The 18,657-nt window shown below is 39.9% G+C and carries 16 protein-coding genes and 1 pseudogene; 7 read left to right on the plus strand and 10 right to left on the minus strand.

Annotated elements, in window-relative coordinates:
- Positions 1-3 precede the first annotated feature (3 nt).
- A complete protein-coding gene (kdpA, locus tag CDG55_RS11275; protein ID WP_087535778.1) occupies positions 4-1,701 on the minus strand; it encodes a potassium-transporting ATPase subunit KdpA in 1,698 nt (565 codons plus the stop codon).
- Between the two features lie 486 nt (positions 1,702-2,187).
- On the opposite strand from kdpA, the gene CDG55_RS11280 reads away from it, so the two are divergent.
- Positions 2,188-3,471 carry an OmpP1/FadL family transporter gene (locus CDG55_RS11280; RefSeq protein ID WP_087535744.1) on the plus strand — a complete coding sequence of 428 codons (1,284 nt, stop codon included), beginning with the start codon at positions 2,188-2,190 and terminating at the stop codon, positions 3,469-3,471.
- Between the two features lie 153 nt (positions 3,472-3,624).
- Here CDG55_RS11280 and thrH read toward each other — a convergent pair whose 3' ends face one another.
- Entirely contained in the window at positions 3,625-4,242 is a 618-nt protein-coding gene (gene thrH, locus CDG55_RS11285; RefSeq protein WP_046738126.1) for a bifunctional phosphoserine phosphatase/homoserine phosphotransferase ThrH, read from the minus strand.
- A 172-nt stretch (positions 4,243-4,414) separates the two neighbouring features.
- Between thrH and CDG55_RS11290 the strand changes: the two genes are divergently transcribed.
- Complete coding sequence (locus CDG55_RS11290; protein WP_087535743.1) at positions 4,415-5,149, plus strand: phosphoadenylyl-sulfate reductase; 735 nt, start codon at positions 4,415-4,417, stop codon at positions 5,147-5,149.
- A gap of 183 nt (positions 5,150-5,332) precedes the next feature.
- The gene (locus CDG55_RS11295) at positions 5,333-6,718 is read left to right on the plus strand and encodes a WS/DGAT/MGAT family O-acyltransferase (protein ID WP_087535742.1); all 1,386 of its coding nucleotides are present in this window, start codon (positions 5,333-5,335) and stop codon (positions 6,716-6,718) included.
- Between the two features lie 36 nt (positions 6,719-6,754).
- Here CDG55_RS11295 and CDG55_RS11300 read toward each other — a convergent pair whose 3' ends face one another.
- The 6 genes from CDG55_RS11300 to CDG55_RS11325 all read right to left on the minus strand — a co-directional run bounded on the left by CDG55_RS11300 (position 6,755) and on the right by CDG55_RS11325 (position 11,507).
- Complete coding sequence (locus tag CDG55_RS11300; RefSeq protein WP_004664584.1) at positions 6,755-6,928, minus strand: PA1571 family protein; 174 nt, start codon at positions 6,926-6,928, stop codon at positions 6,755-6,757.
- 134 nt (positions 6,929-7,062) lie between these two features.
- A complete protein-coding gene (gene rng / locus CDG55_RS11305) occupies positions 7,063-8,517 on the minus strand; it encodes a ribonuclease G (RefSeq protein ID WP_087535741.1) in 1,455 nt (484 codons plus the stop codon).
- Positions 8,518-8,565: 48 nt separating this feature from the next.
- Positions 8,566-9,126: a Maf-like protein gene (locus CDG55_RS11310; RefSeq protein WP_087535740.1), complete on the minus strand. Its 561-nt coding sequence runs from the start codon at positions 9,124-9,126 to the stop codon at positions 8,566-8,568.
- Positions 9,114-9,605, minus strand: a complete 492-nt coding sequence (mreD, locus tag CDG55_RS11315) for a rod shape-determining protein MreD (protein ID WP_087535739.1) — start codon at positions 9,603-9,605, stop codon at positions 9,114-9,116. The genes CDG55_RS11310 and mreD overlap by 13 nt, the downstream gene beginning before the upstream one ends.
- The gene (mreC, locus tag CDG55_RS11320; protein ID WP_005161943.1) at positions 9,592-10,449 is read right to left on the minus strand and encodes a rod shape-determining protein MreC; all 858 of its coding nucleotides are present in this window, start codon (positions 10,447-10,449) and stop codon (positions 9,592-9,594) included. The genes mreD and mreC overlap by 14 nt, the downstream gene beginning before the upstream one ends.
- 17 nt (positions 10,450-10,466) lie before the next feature.
- A complete protein-coding gene (locus tag CDG55_RS11325) occupies positions 10,467-11,507 on the minus strand; it encodes a rod shape-determining protein (protein WP_004664594.1) in 1,041 nt (346 codons plus the stop codon).
- Positions 11,508-11,640: 133 nt separating this feature from the next.
- Here CDG55_RS11325 and gatC point away from each other — a divergent pair, with 133 nt between their 5' ends.
- From gatC to gatB, 3 genes are read left to right on the plus strand one after another with little or no spacing between them, the layout of a single operon-like run.
- Entirely contained in the window at positions 11,641-11,958 is a 318-nt protein-coding gene (gene gatC, locus CDG55_RS11330; RefSeq protein WP_004664595.1) for an Asp-tRNA(Asn)/Glu-tRNA(Gln) amidotransferase subunit GatC, read from the plus strand.
- A gap of 53 nt (positions 11,959-12,011) precedes the next feature.
- Positions 12,012-13,490 carry an Asp-tRNA(Asn)/Glu-tRNA(Gln) amidotransferase subunit GatA gene (gene gatA / locus CDG55_RS11335; RefSeq protein ID WP_087535738.1) on the plus strand — a complete coding sequence of 493 codons (1,479 nt, stop codon included), beginning with the start codon at positions 12,012-12,014 and terminating at the stop codon, positions 13,488-13,490.
- Positions 13,490-14,959, plus strand: coding sequence for an Asp-tRNA(Asn)/Glu-tRNA(Gln) amidotransferase subunit GatB (gene gatB, locus CDG55_RS11340; protein ID WP_087535737.1), 1,470 nt, complete (start codon positions 13,490-13,492; stop codon positions 14,957-14,959). Before gatA ends, gatB begins: the two co-directional genes overlap by 1 nt.
- Before the next feature lie 28 nt (positions 14,960-14,987).
- Here gatB and CDG55_RS11345 read toward each other — a convergent pair whose 3' ends face one another.
- Together CDG55_RS11345 and CDG55_RS11350 are read right to left on the minus strand one after the other, a co-directional pair.
- Positions 14,988-16,814, minus strand: a complete 1,827-nt coding sequence (locus CDG55_RS11345; RefSeq protein WP_087535736.1) for a DUF4209 domain-containing protein — start codon at positions 16,812-16,814, stop codon at positions 14,988-14,990.
- 304 nt (positions 16,815-17,118) lie between these two features.
- Positions 17,119-18,195, minus strand: a complete 1,077-nt coding sequence (locus tag CDG55_RS11350) for a DUF1176 domain-containing protein (RefSeq protein ID WP_087535735.1) — start codon at positions 18,193-18,195, stop codon at positions 17,119-17,121.
- Positions 18,196-18,320: 125 nt separating this feature from the next.
- Here CDG55_RS11350 and CDG55_RS11355 point away from each other — a divergent pair.
- Positions 18,321-18,623, plus strand: a pseudogene (locus tag CDG55_RS11355) (DUF4850 domain-containing protein); the annotation flags it as partial.
- Between the last annotated feature and the right edge of the window lie 34 nt (positions 18,624-18,657).

Genomic DNA, 18,657 nt, shown 5'->3' on the forward strand with positions numbered 1-18,657 from the left:
CGCTTAAACTTTTATCGACAAATAGTCAGCAATTGGCCCAATCACCAACACTGGCATGAATTGCAACAAGGTCAGAATCAACACGATCCCGATTAAAGTCAGGGCAAAGGTTGGAGATTCGATCTGTAAAGAACCTTTGCTTTCGGCTGCTTGCGGTTTGGTTGCTAAACTCACTGCAATCAAAACAGGAATAATCAATACGCTATAACGCCCTGCCAATAACGCCACACTGGCACTTAGGTTCCACCAAAGCGTGCTATCACCTAAACCTTCAAAGCCCGAACCATTATTGGCATAGGCAGAAACATACTCATAAAACACTTGGCTAATGCCATGAAAAGCTGGATTTGAACTCCCTGTCATGGATGGAAAGGCAATCGCGATGGCCGTCAAACTCAGAATCACTACAGGCTGTAATAGAATCACCAACGCTAATAACTTAATTTCAGTGACTTCAATTTTTCGACCAAATAGTTCAGGAGTACGCCCTGTCATCAAACCTGCGATAAATACGGCAAGAAACAGGTAAATAAAGAACTGTAATAGCCCACAACCAATCCCGCCCCAAATGGCATTAATCAGCATATTGCACAGTTCAACCAATCCCGTGAGTGGTGAAGCCGAGTCATGCATCATATTGACTGAGCCGTTATTGACTTGTGTAGTCAAGCTTCCCCACAGTGCGGATGCCTCAGCACCAAAACGGGTTTCCTTGCCTTCCATCCATGCCATATTGGGAATTAATGAGGATTTTTCTGTCCACAGAGTGAATACTGTTGAAGACAGTGACATCAACAACATGCTGCCAAAAATCATCCACATCAGTTTTTTGCGTTGAATAAAACGCCCAACCATAAACACCGCAGAAAGTGGAATCAGTAAAATTGCTATCATCTCAATCACATTCGACAATGGTGTTGGATTTTCTAAAGGCACAGTACTGTTTGGTCCATACCACCCACCACCATTACTACCAAGTTGTTTAATCGCCACCATCGGTGCAACGGGACCCAATGGGATATGCTGAGTTTTGACTTCTGTGCTTTGCTCTAAAACTTGCGCTGTAGGGCCCGCAGACAGCGTTGATGGAACACCTTGGAAAGTGAGCAGCAAAGAAAAAATAAATCCTAGAGGAATGAAGAATCGAAATAAGGGGCGGATGATATCCATCCAATAATTGCCCAGATTAATGCGATTCCATTTGTTTTGTTCTGAGTCTTCTGCTTGGGCGGATTGTAAAAATAATGCTCTTAACATAGCCACCAATAAGGCAAGCCCCATAATCGGCGACAAATATTGCAATCCTACAATCACCGTCATTTGCGATAGATAAGACAGTTGCGCTTGCCCTGAATAATGCTGTTGGTTGGTATTGGTCAGGAAAGAAATTGTGGTGTGTAAAGCCAAGTCCCAATTCATATTAGGAATATGATCTGGGTTCAAGGGTAACCAAGCTTGAGTCATTAAAATAGCGACACTTGCCCCAAGCAATAAAATATTGCTCAGAACAAAAGCACCCAAATATTGTCGCCAGTTCATCCCGCTGCGCTTGACGCCGAGTAGCGCATAAATCGGTTGCTCAATCCATTTAAACAAAGCGTCACTTTTCATTGGTTTGGCTTGCATTACATCCGCAAGATAGTGTCCGAGCGGATAAGCCAACAACAATGAAAAGAAAAATACAGTAATAAATTCCCACATAGCAAATGCCATTTAAAATAGGTCAGCTTTAGTATGGAAATTGAGAGCGTAAATTCTCTATATTGAAAAAACCAGTAGACGTAAATTTTGCGTAAAATTATTCCTAAACTCTTCTCTGTAATGCCAAAGAATGCTTTAAAAAAAATTATGGAGAAAAATTTCTTAATTTTTACAAAAAATCTTTGACCTTATTAAAAAAAATTAAAAAGAAATGCAAAAACAAAATACCTTGAATTATTAGTAATACTTTATATTTATCAATATATTACCAACAAAACACAAATGCATACAAATTTAAATAGCATTTTTTTGTGCATTTTCATGTAATCAATCGTACTGAGTAGTTCATTTAGAACATTTACTCTTATTTTAATTATGGTATTTTTGTTACATGGAGTTATAGCAAATCATGTGTCGTAAATGATTTGGCTTATCAATGATAGCTTCTCTACCTAAAAAATCTTGAAGTTCAAGGAAAGATTTAAAATGAAATTAAAACATCTTAGCACTGCCATGATTTTAGCGACGCTACCTGCAACTGGAGTATTTGCAGCAGCATTAGATCGCTCAGGTCAATCAATGTCTGCTTTTTTACAACCAGGTAACTACTTCGAAGCTGGTCTTTCGGTTCTAGATGCAGATGTTTCAGGAACAACTAAAGCCAATTACCCGAATGCTGCGCTACCATTACTCTCCAATACTAGTGTTGGTGAAATGGCTGATTCTTATCAGTTTGCTCATGCAGCACTAAAATTACAACTTGCTGACCAACTTTCATTTGGTTTGATTTATGATCAACCATTTGGAGCAAAAGCAACCTATTCAACTGATACAGCAAAATTACCTGCTGCGCTTCCTGGTGCCGCTGCTGCACTTCAAGGACAAGGTGCATTTCATAATGGCACTCAAGGAACTTCTGTAGAAGTTGAAACTCAGAACCTTTCTATGATTCTTGGTTTTCAACCAAATAAAAATTTAAACTTTTATGCTGGTCCTGTTTATCAAACAATTAAAGGTAATGTTCAATTACGTGGTGCGGCATATGGTGGTTCTGCAACTTTTGGTTCTTATAATGCAGACATTAAAGAAATTGGTGATTTAGGTTGGTTAGCAGGTGCCGCATATCAAATCCCTGATATTGCGCTTAAAGCATCTGTAACCTATCGTTCTGAAATTGACCACTCAACTCATTTGAATGAAACCTTCAATGCACCAAGCCTTTTTGCTGGATTAAATGCAGTTCCATCTAAAGAAACCACTATTACAACCCCACAGTCGGTTAATCTTGACTTGCAAAGCGGTATTATGGCGGACACAGTTGCCTTTGCTAACATTCGCTGGGTAAATTGGAAGGATTTCTCAATCCAGCCTGATAAATTTACTACAGCAAGCAAAAATCCTGCTGTACAAGCATCAACAGGTAAACCTGAATTTGCTCTTGTTGCATATACTGATGACCAATGGTCTGTAAACGCTGGTGTTGGTCGCAAAGTGACTGACAAATGGGCAGGTAATGTCTCTGTAGGTTGGGACTCTGGTGCAGGTAACCCTGTATCAACCTTAGGTCCTACCGAAGGTTACTGGAACTTAGGTGTTGGTGTTCAATACAGCCCTACCCCTGCGACCTTTATTGCTGGTGGCGTAAAATACTTCTGGTTAGGTGATGCCAAAGCTCAAGCTGCTTCTCAATTTGACACTCCAAACTATGTTGCTGAATTTGAAGACAACAACGCTATCGCTTATGGTTTAAAATTGGGCTACCGCTTCTAAGCCAACCCCAATCTATAAAAAAGGCGAGTCATTTATGACTCGCCTTTTTTAGTGCTCAAAAATTTAAAATTATTAGACCTCTTGTAAAAATATTTACAACCCCTTTGTTTTCCCCCTTCTCAAGGGGGAACTATAGGGGGTTTTGCAAGAGATCTATTCAGGAATATTACGTTGCGATACCGAACGAATCGCCTGTTTCAACGCTTCATAGCCATGTAACGGTGGGAACTGTGGAAATTCAGCAATCACGTTTGCAGGTGCATCAAACAAGAAACCATGATCCGCTTCACCCAACATCGTAGTATCGTTATACGAATCCCCTGCGGCAATTACCCGAAAGTTTAAACCGTGTAAGGCTTTAACCGCTTGACGCTTTTGATCTGGTTGACGCAGTTTATAGGCAGTAATCATGCCATTTTCATCGGTCTCAAGTTTATGACAGAAAATTGTTGGCCAGCCTAACTGCTTCATCAATGGATGGGCAAACTCATAGAATGTATCAGATAAAATAATCAGTTGAAAATGAGTACGCACCCATTCTACAAACTCTTTGGCACCTTCAAATGGTCCCATATCAGCAATCACAGCTTGAATATCATTTAAACCCAAACCATGCTCTTTTAAAATGTTTAAACGTTGAGTCATTAAAACATCATAATCTGGAATATCGCGCGTCGTCGCTTCTAATTCTTTAATTCCTGTTTTCTTGGCAAAGTTAATCCAGATTTCTGGTACAAGTACCCCTTCAAGGTCTAGGCATACGATTTCCATGAATGCATCCAATGTTGATTAAAAATTGCTGTATCATACCATTAAGATTTTCATTTTTTGCGCTGTTGTTAAATAAAACGATTTTATTCTGCAAGATTAAAATCGAAGACAAGCAAATGGCTTTGCTTAGAATGATTTACAATTGTACCCAAGCCTTTCGCCAGGAACACCTATGACTGTTATTCCGACTATTGACCTTGTAGATGCGCTCGCTGCTGAATATTCAGATAAATCACCACGAGAAATTTTAGAGCTTGCTTTAAGCCAAGAAGGCGAAATTGCAATTTCATTTTCTGGTGCTGAAGATGTTGTATTAATTGATATTGCTTCGCGTCTTGGTAAACCATTCCGTGTATTTAGTTTAGATACAGGGCGTTTACATGCAGAAACCTATCAATTTATTGAAACTGTGCGTAAACATTACAATATTAAGATCGAAATTTGCTTCCCTGAATCCGCTGCTGTACAGCAGTTGGTAAATGAAAAGGGGTTGTTTAGCTTTTTTGAAGATGGTCATCAGGAATGCTGTGGCGTTCGTAAAGTACAACCTTTACGTAAAAAATTAGCGACTTTGGATGGTTGGATTACAGGTCAACGTAAAGATCAAAGTCCAGGCACACGTAATGAGATTCCCGTGGTTCAAGCGGATGTTGGATTTTCAGGTGAAGGCAAGCAATTGATTAAATATAATCCGCTTGCAAATTGGAGCAGTGCAGATGTATGGAGTTATATTCGAATGATGGAAATTCCATATAACCCGCTGCACGAACGTGGTTTTATTTCAATTGGTTGTGAACCATGTACTCGTGCTGTATTACCAAACCAACATGAACGTGAAGGTCGTTGGTGGTGGGAAGAAGCAACTCACAAAGAGTGCGGATTACACTCGGGTAATCTGAAAAAATAATTCCTAGCAGATTTGGTATATAAAAACCACTGATTCATCAGTGGTTTTATTTTTTCTAACTCTTCAGTACAAAGTCATATTTTAACCAGACCAAACCGTATATACTTTACACAACGGTTCAATAATTCTAATAAGAGCTCAAAGAGTATCTTATAAAAAATGCAATGAGAGGCTATATCTGCTATGCGCCCATTACACCCTATTGATTTTATTTTTCTTTCACTAGAGAAAAGACAGCAACCTATGCATGTAGGGGGATTATTTTTATTTGAAATCCCAGAAAATGCATCTCCGACATTCGTGCATGATCTTGTTCAAGATATCCGTCAATCGAAGAGTATTCCGGTTCCTCCATTTAACAATCAACTGACAGGATTATTCTGGGGTGAAGATCCTGAATTCGATATCGATCATCATTTCCGTCATATTGCGTTACCAAATCCAGGGCGTATTCGTGAACTATTGGTCTATATTTCACAGCAACACAGTTCCTTGATTGACCGTGCTAAACCACTATGGACATGCGACATTATTGAAGGCATTGAAGGCAATCGTTTTGCAATGTATTTCAAAATTCACCATGCGATGGTGGATGGTGTTGCAGGAATGCGATTGATCGAAAAATCACTCTCCAAAGACCCAAATGAAAAGCATGTCGTACCATTATGGTGTGTCGAAGGGAAGCGAACTAAACGCTTAAAGGCACCTAAGGCCCCTACTGCAAGTAAAATCAGAGGAGTCTTGGATACGATTAAATCACAGTGTGAAGTTGCACCTAAAGTGATGCACGAACTTTCACAAACCTTATTTAAGGAAATCGGGAAAAATCCTGATTATGTCTCAACATTTCAAGCACCACCATCGATCTTAAACCAACGTGTGAGTTCTTCTCGCCGTTTTGCTGCACAATCTTTTGAGTTGGAACGTTTCCGCCTTATCGCTAAAACACTTGGTGTAACACTCAATGACGTAGTACTAGCAGTTTGCTCTGGTGCATTACGTGAATATTTGATTAATCAAAATAGTTTGCCCAAAAAACCTTTGATTGCGATGGTTCCTGCTTCATTGCGTACCGATGATTCTGATTTCAGCAATCGTATTACCATGATTTTGGCAAACCTAGCCACTCATATTGCAGACCCAATTGAACGTTTAGAAATTATTCGCCGTAGCGTACAGAATTCAAAACAGCGTTTTAACCGCATGACTGCAAATGAAATCCTGAACTATAGTGCATTAGTCTATGGACCAGCAGGTTTAAACATCGCTTCAGGAATGTTACCGAAACGTCAGGCATTTAATCTAGTGATTTCGAATGTACCAGGTCCACGTGAACCATTATATTGGAATGGCGCAAAATTGGATGCGCTCTACCCTGCTTCAATCGTCATGGATGGCCAAGCACTAAATATTACAATGACAAGTTATTTAGATAAGTTAGAAGTAGGTTTGATTGCATGTCGTAATACAGTACCTAAAATGCAGACACTTCTTACGCATTTAGAGGACGAAATTCAGCGTTTTGAACAGGCCATTCAGGATTTGCCTGAACAGAAAGTTGCGAATTAAATTCACAGAAAAAATTAAGGGGCTTTAAATCGCCCCTTATTTTTTAATTGTACGACAACGCTGTAATAGTTGATGGCAGGCTAAACGGATCATTGCCGTAGTAATTTGGACTTCTTTACCTTGGCTATCAACCATATAACATGTATTGACTGGATTACTGTCTAAAACATGCTTAAAACCATGATTCACTAATCTTTCGCTCACATTCATAATTATATACCTCATATTATTTGCTAAGGTACTCAAGATACCTATGGCTCATTCTATGGTTCTAGTATTTAAAATTCATGATAGAAAGTAAAATTTCAGTTGTAACAAGGATTAAGCGAAATTTTGTTACAACTTTAGCTCAGAATGATATCGTATTGCTCTTGCGTATATAAATTTTCAACTTGGAATTTAATCACTCTGCTAATGAAATGCTCTAAATCTGCAACTGCTGGGGCTTCTGCCGTTAATAAACGATCAATCACTGCTGGATGTGCAACGACAGTAAAGCCACTCTTGGAATCAAATGCACGGGCATAACGCAAAATTTCTCGAAATATCTCGTAACATACTGTCTCTGCTGTCTTTACATATCCACGTCCCTGACAAGTTGGGCATGACTCACATAATAAATGTTCTAAAGACTCACGTGTACGTTTACGTGTCATTTCAACCAAGCCTAACTCTGAAACTTGGGTGATTTTTGTTTTGGCATGATCACGTTCAAGCATACGTTCAAACTGACGCATGACCTCTTGTCGATGCTCAAGCTCTTGCATGTCAATAAAATCAATAATGATAATGCCACCCAAATTACGTAGACGAAGTTGTCTCGCAATGACTTGTGTCGCTTCCATATTGGTTTTAAATACCGTGTCTTCTAAACTACGGCCACCCACATAAGAGCCTGTATTCACATCAATGGTGGTCATGGCTTCAGTCTGATCTATCATCAGATAGCCGCCTGACTTAAGTGCGACACGGGTCTGCAACGCTTTTTGAATATCTTCTTCGACGTTATACAAATCGAAAAGTGGCTTTTCGCCGGGATAGTGAATCAGACGATTTTCAATCGTTGGCACAAACTCAAGCACAAACTCACTTAACTTGGCATGAATCTCACGAGAATCGACATAAATTTTTGCCGTTTCATCACTGGCTAAATCACGGACAATTCGTTGTGGTAAAGGTAATTCTTCAAAAATAAGTTCAGGTGTCGCAACTTCTTTTTGCTTACGTTGAATATACTCCCAAAGCTTACTCAGATAACACATATCTTGTGCAATCGCAGCTTCATCTACACCTTCCGCTGCGGTGCGAACGATCACACTACCCGGTAAGCTGTGTTCGGTCTGAATGCGTTCAATCATGCTACGAAGTCGATCACGCTCTTCTTCTGATTCAATGCGTTGTGAAACACCGATATGATTACCATAAGGCATTAATACTAGATAACGCGATGGGATAGAAAGATCTGTGCTTAGACGTGCACCTTTAGTTCCCAACATGTCTTTCATCACTTGAACCGTCAACATCTGTCCCGGATGCAGAAGCTCAAAAACATTTGGGGTAGGTTGCGAACGTGACCAGACCATATCATTGATATGTAAAAAAGCAGTCCGAGACAATCCAATATCAACAAAAGCAGCTTGCATACCCGGCAGTACACGTACCACTTTACCTTTATAAATATTACCCACTAAACCACGTTTTACAGTACGCTCAACAAATAACTCATTGACCGTACCATTTTCAATTAAAGCCACACGACACTCCATCGGTGTGACGTTAATTAGCAATTCTTCTGCCATAATCCACTCAAAATTTTATAAAAATTCTTATATCCGAAAGTGTCTACTTTAAATTTTAACGCTTTCTAATAACAGTGCTGTTTCGTACAACGGTAAACCGACCACATTACTATAACTCCCCCGAATTTGGGGAATATATTGAGCTGCGATCCCTTGGATTGCATACGCCCCTGCTTTTCCAACAGGTTCACCCGTTGCCCAATATTTTTCCATTTCGGTATGACTTAACTGTTGCAACTCGACTTGAGTTCTAACCACTTTACTTAAGCATTGGACAGAGCTTGCCACACAAATTCCAGAGTACACATCATGCCATTGCCCAGAAATTGTTGACCAGATTTCAAATGCGTGCTGCTTTGATTGTGGTTTTCCAATGATCTTACCTGCAAAACTTAAACTGGTATCCGCAGCAATCACAATTGCATCAGGAAATAAACCTAGAACAGCATGTGCCTTTGCTCTCGCCAATCGTTCAACATAGTGTTCAACAATTTCACTTTCTCGGACACTTTCATCGATATCTGGACTATATATTTCAAAGTCCAGACCTAACTGTTGTAGCAGTTCTTTGCGACGAGGTGAACTCGAAGCTAAAATTATACGCGCCATTTTTGTAAGCAGTAATAAACCATCGGCCATCCTATCACGCTACTAACAAGCGGTTGCCAATGTCGCGCTATTGAAAAATGTGTACTCGATATTGTTTGACTCATCCACAAAAAGGTTAAGTGTGCAATAATTGCAAGTACAGCGATTACCCATGAGTTCGCGAAAGTTAAAATTCGACGTTCACGAATAAAATAACGCGTACCAAACGTAATCAAAACAAAACTTAGTGCATTTAAACCCAAAGGCGCATCTAACAATAAATCAGTGAAAATCCCCACTCCAAAGGCGAACCAAACCCCGCACCAACTAGGTTGATAAAGAATCCAGAACAGCATTGTCATCAACATAATTGATGGTCGCCATCCTGAAGCTTCGTAAGCAATTGGATAAACTAAAAGAATAGACCCGATAATAATTGAGATGATAATCATCCAAAGTGGATCTTTGCGTTTTTCAAAACTCAATCTAGCGATCGGCATAAGGTTGCTCCTGCGCTAAAGATTCTGAAAATAACACTACCACATGATGACCACTGGCAAGCTGTGCCGCAGGAATAACATCAATTTCTGCAAACTCACCTGAAGTATGACGGCTAACCTTAGAAACAGTACCCACCAAATAACCAGCAGGAAAATGTTCGCCCAAACCCGAACTAAATACTTTATCGCCCACTTGGATGTTGGCGCTCGTCGGAACATATTCCATTTTTAGGCGACCTAAATCACCTGTTCCAGATACAATCGCACGCATTCCTGTCCGTTCTAAACGCACAGACAGCGAATGTTCTTTATCTGATAACAACATGATACGAGAACTATGCGGGTACACATTAATCAGTTGTCCCATAATCCCTTTATCATCGAGAACAGTTTGTCCAACTTTTAAGTGATCCACAGAGCCACGGTTAATGATAATAATATGGCGTAATGGGTCGGCATCGGTTCCAATCACTTCTGCAATTTGCATGCGACCATCAATAATCAATGGCGTATCCAAAAGCCCCCTTAAACGGTTATTTTCCGCGGAGAGTTCTGAAAGTTTTTGGAGTCGAACTTGAGCTTGAAGCAGTTCAGCCTGCATTGCGGTATTTTCACGGCGCAATTGAGTTTCAGATTTGGTTTGTTGGTTCAGCCATTCTCGCGACAATACAGGATAACTTGCCAGCGCATAAATTGGATTATACGCTGCATACAAGACATCTCTTGCAGGTTGAATCACATAAGGCATGCGCCAATCAAAGAAAAGCACCACCAAACATGAAATAACCGCAATAATAAATGAGCGAAAAGATGGCGGTTGTCTTGAAAAAAGATTCGGTTGCACCGCCTAGTCCTTATGATTTAGCCAACAAAAAGCATGTCATGGTTCGGATTATCAAAGAACTCTAAGACTTTACCGCCACCACGCGTGACGCAAGTTAAAGGATCATCCGCAACAATCACAGGTAGACCTGTTTCTTGCGCCAGCAGTTTATCAAGGTTACGCAATAATGCGCCGCCACCAGTCAACACAATACCGCGCTCTGCAATATCCGAAGAAAGTTCAGGTGGAGTTTGTTCTAAAGCAGATTTTACTGCGCTCACGATGCTTTGTAATGGGTCAGCAATCGCTTGTGAGATTTCATCAGAAGTGACGGTAATCGCACGTGGCACACCTTCTGCCAAATTACGACCACGAACTTCGATTTGAAGGGTTTTGCCATCAGTCACAGCCATACCCACTTCTTTCTTAATGGTTTCTGCTGTGGTTTCCCCAATCACGCAACCATGCGCTTTACGCACATAATTGATGATTTGCTCATCAAATACATCGCCACCGATACGCAATGAATCGGCATAAACACAGCCTTGTAATGAAATGATCGCAATCTCGGTCGTACCGCCACCCACATCAACCACCATCGAACCACATGCTTGTTCGACTGGCATACCTGCACCAATCGCTGCCGCCATTGGCTCTTCAATTAAACGGACATCACGCGCGCCTGCATTAAATACAGCCTCACGAATCGCACGACGTTCAACTAAAGTCGATTTACATGGGACACACACTACAACACGCGGTGCTGGTGGAAATAAACGCTTTTCATGTACTTTACCGATAAACTGATTCAACATGGTCTCAGTGACTTCAAAATCGGCAATCACACCGTCTTTCATCGGACGAATCGCTGAAATATTCGCTGGTGTACGACCTAACATTTGTTTAGCATCAAGACCAACAGCAGCAACAATTTTTTGCGAACCGCTATGACGAATCGCCACAACAGTCGGTTCATTTAATATAATGCCACGGCCTGGTGCATAAATAAGTGTATTTGCCGTACCTAAATCAATGGCTAAATCCGGCGAAAACAAGCCAATTAGTCGTTTTAGAATCACGGGGGCGTTCTCAATTAAACTTTGTATGGATGCAAGGTGGCAACTTTAACGAAATGTGATGCTTTGAACAAGTCAATCGCTTATTATAACGCACGATATTTTGCAATTTTTTGATACTGAATTAGGTAAAGTTATGTCTACATCATCAGATGCTCAGCAGACAACGGACTTAAATGCACAGACCGTTTCAGCGATTGCACATCTTGCTCGCTTGTCTCTAAATGACACGCAATCTACTGAATATGCTCAAAGTTTAAATAAAATTCTTGGCATGATGGAAAGCCTAAAAGGCATTAATACCGATAACGTTGAGCCTTTGAAAAGTCCTTTTGATAATCCGCAACCTTTACGTGCTGATATTGTAAGTGAAAGCAACCATCGTGATGAATATCAAGCAGTCGCTCCTGCAACAGAAGCAGGCTTGTACCTTGTACCTCGCGTAATTGAATAATTTCTATTCGATTAATCAATATTTTATATTTAGAATGTAAAGAAATTTTTCATATGACAGATTTACATCGCTTATCAATCCGTGAACTCTCTGAAGGGCTAAAACAAGCTCAATTTTCATCACGCGAATTGACCGAACATTATTTAAAACGTATTGCCAAAATTGACCCGAAAGTAAAAAGTTATGTAACGGTGACAGCAGAACAAGCACTTATTGAAGCTGATGCTGCTGATGTTGCACTTAAGTCAGGTCATGCACATGCGTTGGCAGGTATTCCGCTGGCACACAAAGACATTTTTTGTACCCAAGGCATTAAAACCACTGCCGGTTCAAAAATGTTGGATAACTTCATTTCACCTTATGATGCAACTGTGGTTGCTAAAGCTAAGGCTGCAGGTCTTGTGACTTTAGGTAAGGTGAATATGGATGAATTCGCTATGGGTTCAACGTCTGAAAGCTCGTACTTTGGTGCGACAGGTAACCCTTGGGCATTAGATCATGTTCCAGGTGGTTCATCAGGCGGTTCTGCAGCAGCTGTGGCAGCCGATTTAGCGCCTATTGCGACAGGCACTGATACAGGTGGTTCTATTCGCCAACCAGCTTCATTCTGCGGCTTAACTGGTTTAAAACCGACTTATGGCCGTGTATCTCGCTTTGGTATGATTGCGTATGCATCATCATTGGATCAAGGTGGTCCAATGGCACGCTCAGCAGAAGACTGTGCATACTTGATGAATGTGATTGCTGGTCATGATGCTAAAGACTCAACTTCTGTAGACAAAGAAGTCGATGACTACGTTGCTAACTTGAATGGCACAGCAGTCAAAGGCTTACGCATTGGTATTCCAAAGCAATACTTCAATGTGGCAGGTTTGGATGCAGACGTGAAAGCCCGCGTTGAAGAGTCATTGAAAAAGCTTGAGGAAATGGGCGCGACTTTGGTTGAGATTGATCTCAACATGAGTGAAGCCTATGTACCGACTTACTACCTGATCGCCCCTGCGGAAGCTTCTTCGAACCTGTCACGTTTTGATGGTGTACGCTATGGCTACCGTTGTGAAAATCCAGTGGATTTAATGGACTTGTACAAACGCTCACGTTCAGAAGGTTTTGGTGCTGAAGTACAACGTCGTATCCTGATCGGGACGTATGCCCTGTCTGCGGGTTACTACGATGCTTACTATGTGAAAGCACAGAAAGTACGTCGTTTAATCCAACAAGACTTCCTCAAAGCATTTGAAAATGTCGATGTGATTGCTGCACCATCTGCACCAACAACAGCATATAAGATCGGTGCGAACCTTAGTCCAACTGAAATGTACTTGGGCGATATTTATACTCTTGCTGTGAACTTGGCGGGTTTACCAGCCATCAATGCACCTGTGGGTTTTGATAAAGACAGCTTGCCTGTTGGTTTACAGTTGATTGGTAACTACTGGTCAGAATCACAATTGCTTTCGATTGTGCATCAATATCAACAAAACACAGACTGGCATACCAAACGTGCGGCAATTGCTGAGGAGAATGCATAATGACTGAAGCTCAAAAGTTGAAATTAATTGACGGTTGGGAAGTCGTTATCGGGATTGAGATCCACACGCAGTTGGCGACCAAGTCTAAAATCTTCTCTGGTTCTTCAACTGAATTTGGTCAAGACCCAAATACACAAGCCAGCCTTGTTGATTTGGCGATGCCGGGTGTATTGCCTGTATTGAATGCCGAAGTCGTTGATCTTGCGATTCGCTTTGGCTTAGGGATCGATGCGTATATCGATCAAGCATCAGTATTTGCACGTAAGAACTACTTCTACCCTGATTCCCCAAAAGGCTATCAAATCAGCCAAATGGACAATCCAATCGTAGGCTTAGGTCATATCGACATCCAGCTTGAAGATGGCACTGTGAAGCGTATTGGCGTAACGCGTGCCCATCTTGAAGAAGATGCAGGTAAATCAATCCATGACCAATTCGAAGGGATGTCAGGGATTGACTTAAACCGTGCAGGTACACCATTACTTGAAATCGTGTCTGAACCTGATATGCGTTCCGTTGAAGAAGCAGTTGCTTATATCAAAGCCATTCACACCCTTGTGCGTTGGTTAGGTATTTCTGACGGGAACATGGCTGAAGGCTCTTTCCGTGCTGACTGTAACGTGTCTTTACGTCGTCCAGGTCAACCTTTCGGCACACGTTGCGAGTTAAAAAACCTCAACTCATTCCGTTTCATTGAACAAGCGATCAATGTTGAAATTGAACGTCAAATGGAAATCTTGGAATACGGCGGCGAAATTGATCAAGAGACTCGTTTGTTCGATCCAAACAAGATGGAAACTCGCTCAATGCGTTCAAAAGAAGAAGCGAACGACTATCGCTACTTCCCTGACCCTGACTTGTTACCAGTGATCATTTCAAATGAGCAAATCGAAGCGGCACGCGCTGCGCTGCCAGAATTGCCAGCTGCACGTCGTGAGCGCTTTATTGCTGACTTCGGTGTGACTGAATACGATGCACATGTATTGACGCTGTCACGCGAAATGGCAGACTTCTACGAGGCTGTTGTAGCTGCTGCTGGCGGTGCGAAGCAAGGTAAAGTTTCAGCAAACTGGGTGATGGGTGAATTCTCAGGTGCTTTAAACAAAGCAGGCCTAGATTTAGCAGACTCTCCTGTGTCAAGTGAGCAATTGGGTGGCATGATCGCACGTATTGTCGATAACACCATTAACGGTAAAATCGCGAAGCAAGTGTTTGGCTTTATGTGGGAAGCAGAAGGAAAATCTGCAGATGACATTATTGCTGAGAAAGGCTTAAAGCAAGAAACCGATACAGGCGCGATTGAAGCGATTATCAAAGAAGTGCTTGCAGCCAATGAAAAAATGGTTGAAGAGTACAAGTCTGGTAAGGAAAAAGCCTTTAATGGTCTTGTTGGTCAAGTCATGAAAGCGGCAAAAGGTAAAGCCAACCCTGCGCAAGTCAATGAATTGATGAAGAAATTGATTGGTTAAACTAATCTAATTTCTAACAAAACCCGCTTTAGAGCGGGTTTTTTACTAAACTCTGAAAATCGTCTTCGTCTAAACTTTGTACTTTCCTACAAAAATGCATAAAAGTAATCCTTAATAAAAAATACCAAGCATAGAAAAAACCAACTTTATTGTAATTATGAGAACTTACTAAACCATGAGCTACATCATTTCTAATATTGAAACCACTTGGGTGAGTAAATATTGTTTTTAACTCAATTATTAAACCCTCATTAAATACTTTTTTTGCCTCTTCTTTTTTTAATAATGCATTAAGGCTTAGTTCTGTTTCGACACCATCTTCAATCATGGTAGTTTTTACATCTGAATTTTTCAGATGATATCGAACAATATGCTCAATCTGAGGTGCTAACAAATGAAGTGACGTCAAAAAATCACCATCGTAGCCAAAATATAAGCCTTTAGCTATATCTCTTGATCTGTCTTGCGGGATAAAAGGAGAAAGTTGAGTTAAATGAAAAAAATCTTCTAATCTAAGGTTATGTTCTCTTTGTAAAACTTTAAATCCTTCTATCAGTGCTGACTTTGTCCAAAACTCTACATCACTCTTACACTCTTCAATCATTTTTACTTCTAATTGTTCATCAGTGAATTCATTAGTGCTCATTGCCAATGATCGCTTAATAACTCTTGCATCTTCTGAAAAATGCTTTTCTCCAAACAAATTTGACAAAAAATTATTGTTAATTTTTTCAAATACTTTTTCTTGTAAATCATCGAATTTTACCATAGGTTTTATAGACAAAAGTTTATGTAAAGCTATTGGGAAGTCTTGTCCACTAATTTCAGTATTGACCCAATCTATTATGTCTTTTATATCAATTTTATGTGTAATTTGAGGTGCGGTTTCTAAAAATATCACTGCTGCTTCATGCATCTTTTCATACAGATTTTGCTCTATTTGTGCATATTGGAATTTACCTCGAAATTTTCTTTGTATAGTCGCTAAAATTTGTAATGCTTTTTCATATGCATCTTGAGCCAATACAGCTCCTATTATTTCCTTTTTTAAATGTCCATCGCCCTCTTTTTCATAAAGCTTGGCACGTTCCATATTAATTTCAGAGACTTTTTCAAATTGTTTCAGTTGCTCATATATATGTATTACTGCTTTCAAATAACCATCAGCTAAATGAATATTTATATTTTTACATGATTCAGCCAACTCAAGATACTTTCCAATTAATTGATATTCATAATTTTCAATCATCCCATAATTAACTAAGAGTTCCCCCATTTTTAAAACAGTAAAGTTTTCAGCCTGATATTCATTCAAAATAACTTCTATTTTTATACCCCTCATTTTTTCTATATCAATATTAATATTTGGGTTTCTTATAAATTTAGCCCCTAGACAAAATGCCCTTTCATGACAAAACCCCACATCCTTAAACCAATTATCTTTAGTTTCTCGAATTGATAAATAACAATCAATTGCTGTTTGTATCCAATTAATATTCTTGGGCTTTTTTAGTAACCATAATATTTCGGCTATGCGTGCCTTTAACCATGGATTATTTAAATACTCATAGGTACTTTCTAATTTTCCAATTTCTGCTTCAGTCAAGTCTTCTGGTCTCGCACTCCGACCATGTTCAAAGTAATTGACCCTTTCTTTCAAGGGTTCATTCATACTCGTAGGTATCAGCATCATGAAACAAATTTTTGAATAAAGCTCTAATTCTTCTTTTAGTTTTCCACTTTCTAATTTCTTAGCTTGCTCACTCAACCAGCTACTGATATTTGAATATCCATAAAATTCATCTTTGGCACATAGATGTGCTAATTCTTCTTCGATGTTTCCCCACTCGGACATAAAACTCTCACTTGATATTTTGGAATATCTATTTTTAATAAAGTAGAAACCACATTAACATTTGAAAAAATATTATCCAATTAACTCCACCATTTAGGATGCATTCAACCTACAAAGTCTTTTTTTATACGTGATTTCTGAATACCTCTAATTTCGAAGCTTCTCAGTTTTAAGAAAAGAGAAAATTTTTCATATACATAGCCTCCTCTCCCCTAGGTAATGAAACCGTTAAAATCAGCCCACGTAAATGAATTTTATGATTCAGCATGATATTTCCTTAGGCTATTTTTATTGGCGTAACGCTTTATTTTACAACGGCTTCAATTTTATCGAGTTCCCATACTCCGCCCGCAGCAAGCCCTTTACACATACCCGTCCACATATCTTTGGTATGTACAAATTTCTGTCCATCCCAGACCCATTCATCACTCGACCAGCAGTCTCCAATTCCCCGTCCTTTTTGTGAGCTACTGATTATCCCATCCCCAAAATCTGAGGCATGTTCAGTCACAAAAATTACTTTTCCTGTTAAAGACTCATCCAGCACCCAAGCTCCATACCCCTCATTATATGCTCCACGCCAGCACAGAGTCGTTGCCAATACTTTTTTATTGCTTAATTTGTAGAGTTCAATCGACTGAGGTTTTACGCCATCACTCGTATAAACTCCCTCACAAAAACCATCTTGTTTGGGTGTAGGTTGTGCTGCCATCAATGATTTATTCACTGACTGATACTGCTTATTGTTAGGCTGTAGAGTTAAATAAGGTTTGCTGGCTGTTTTAACCTGTTTCACCACCAATTTCGGTTGAGCCGCTAAAACTTTTGCTTCGTTTATTTTTCCTTTCCTGACCAATCCCCCTGTGGTTCCAACACGTTTCTGAAAATCATCCATTTTTAATAAGCTTGCGGTCATGCCTGCATCCGAAATATTCCATTGCAGTCGGTTGTTTTTAAATACGATATCTGCTTTTCCACTGGCCTGTTGCAACAATCCATTCACCTGTGTTGTGGTCAATCTACCCACAAGAGGGAATTCAGTGCCATCCACCAAGACAGGCCCTAAATCCTTGCCATTGATATAAAAATGAATATTTTTAAGCTGATTTTTAGGAATTTGAGGTTCGGTAAACCCATCACCCAAAGCAAACTCACCTGTGACTTGCTGAGCTTTGCCCGCCTGACGTGTTAATAGGATAGATGCTGGATAATCATCACTGGATTCATTGTGATAGCCTGCTGCTCGGCAGGTTCCTGTATTGCTACAGTAAATTTCCCAATCTTGATGTGAAAATGAAATACCTTTGATTTCTTGTGCGAAGCTAGTAGAACTGAGTGCCATAAAGCAGCAAACTGAAAGTATATTCTTCACTGGTATCATTCTCTATTACTCATATTTATTATCAAACTTGAAAACAGTTTAAAGGGCTGATCTACACTTGTCATATGTCATTTTATTGCAGAAGATATGAGCTTAAAGCAAACTGAGTTTGGTCAAATTTAAAATCGTTTTGTATAGGTTGCGGCATGCCAAATGCGACGCTTTATTTTCCACATCTTTTAAAACAAAGTGTGGAATATGAATACGGTAGTTATCAAGATCCGCTTAAATTACTAAAGATCGTACACCCTTCAAAACAAATCGCTTTCTTTAGTTATCAAATTCCTAAGCTGAAGAACAGAACACATGGCGTAGCCAAATATCAAGATGAAGACACGTTTAACTTTAGAGAAATCAAAGTCACCATTGATCAATCACAACAGCATTTGGTTGGAGCTATTCTAAACTTTTACAACGCGACTCACTAATCAAATCATGGGCACAAAAAAACCTGCTAGTTGC

The sequence above is a fragment of the Acinetobacter sp. WCHA45 genome (genome assembly GCF_002165255.2).
GTDB lineage: Bacteria > Pseudomonadota > Gammaproteobacteria > Pseudomonadales > Moraxellaceae > Acinetobacter.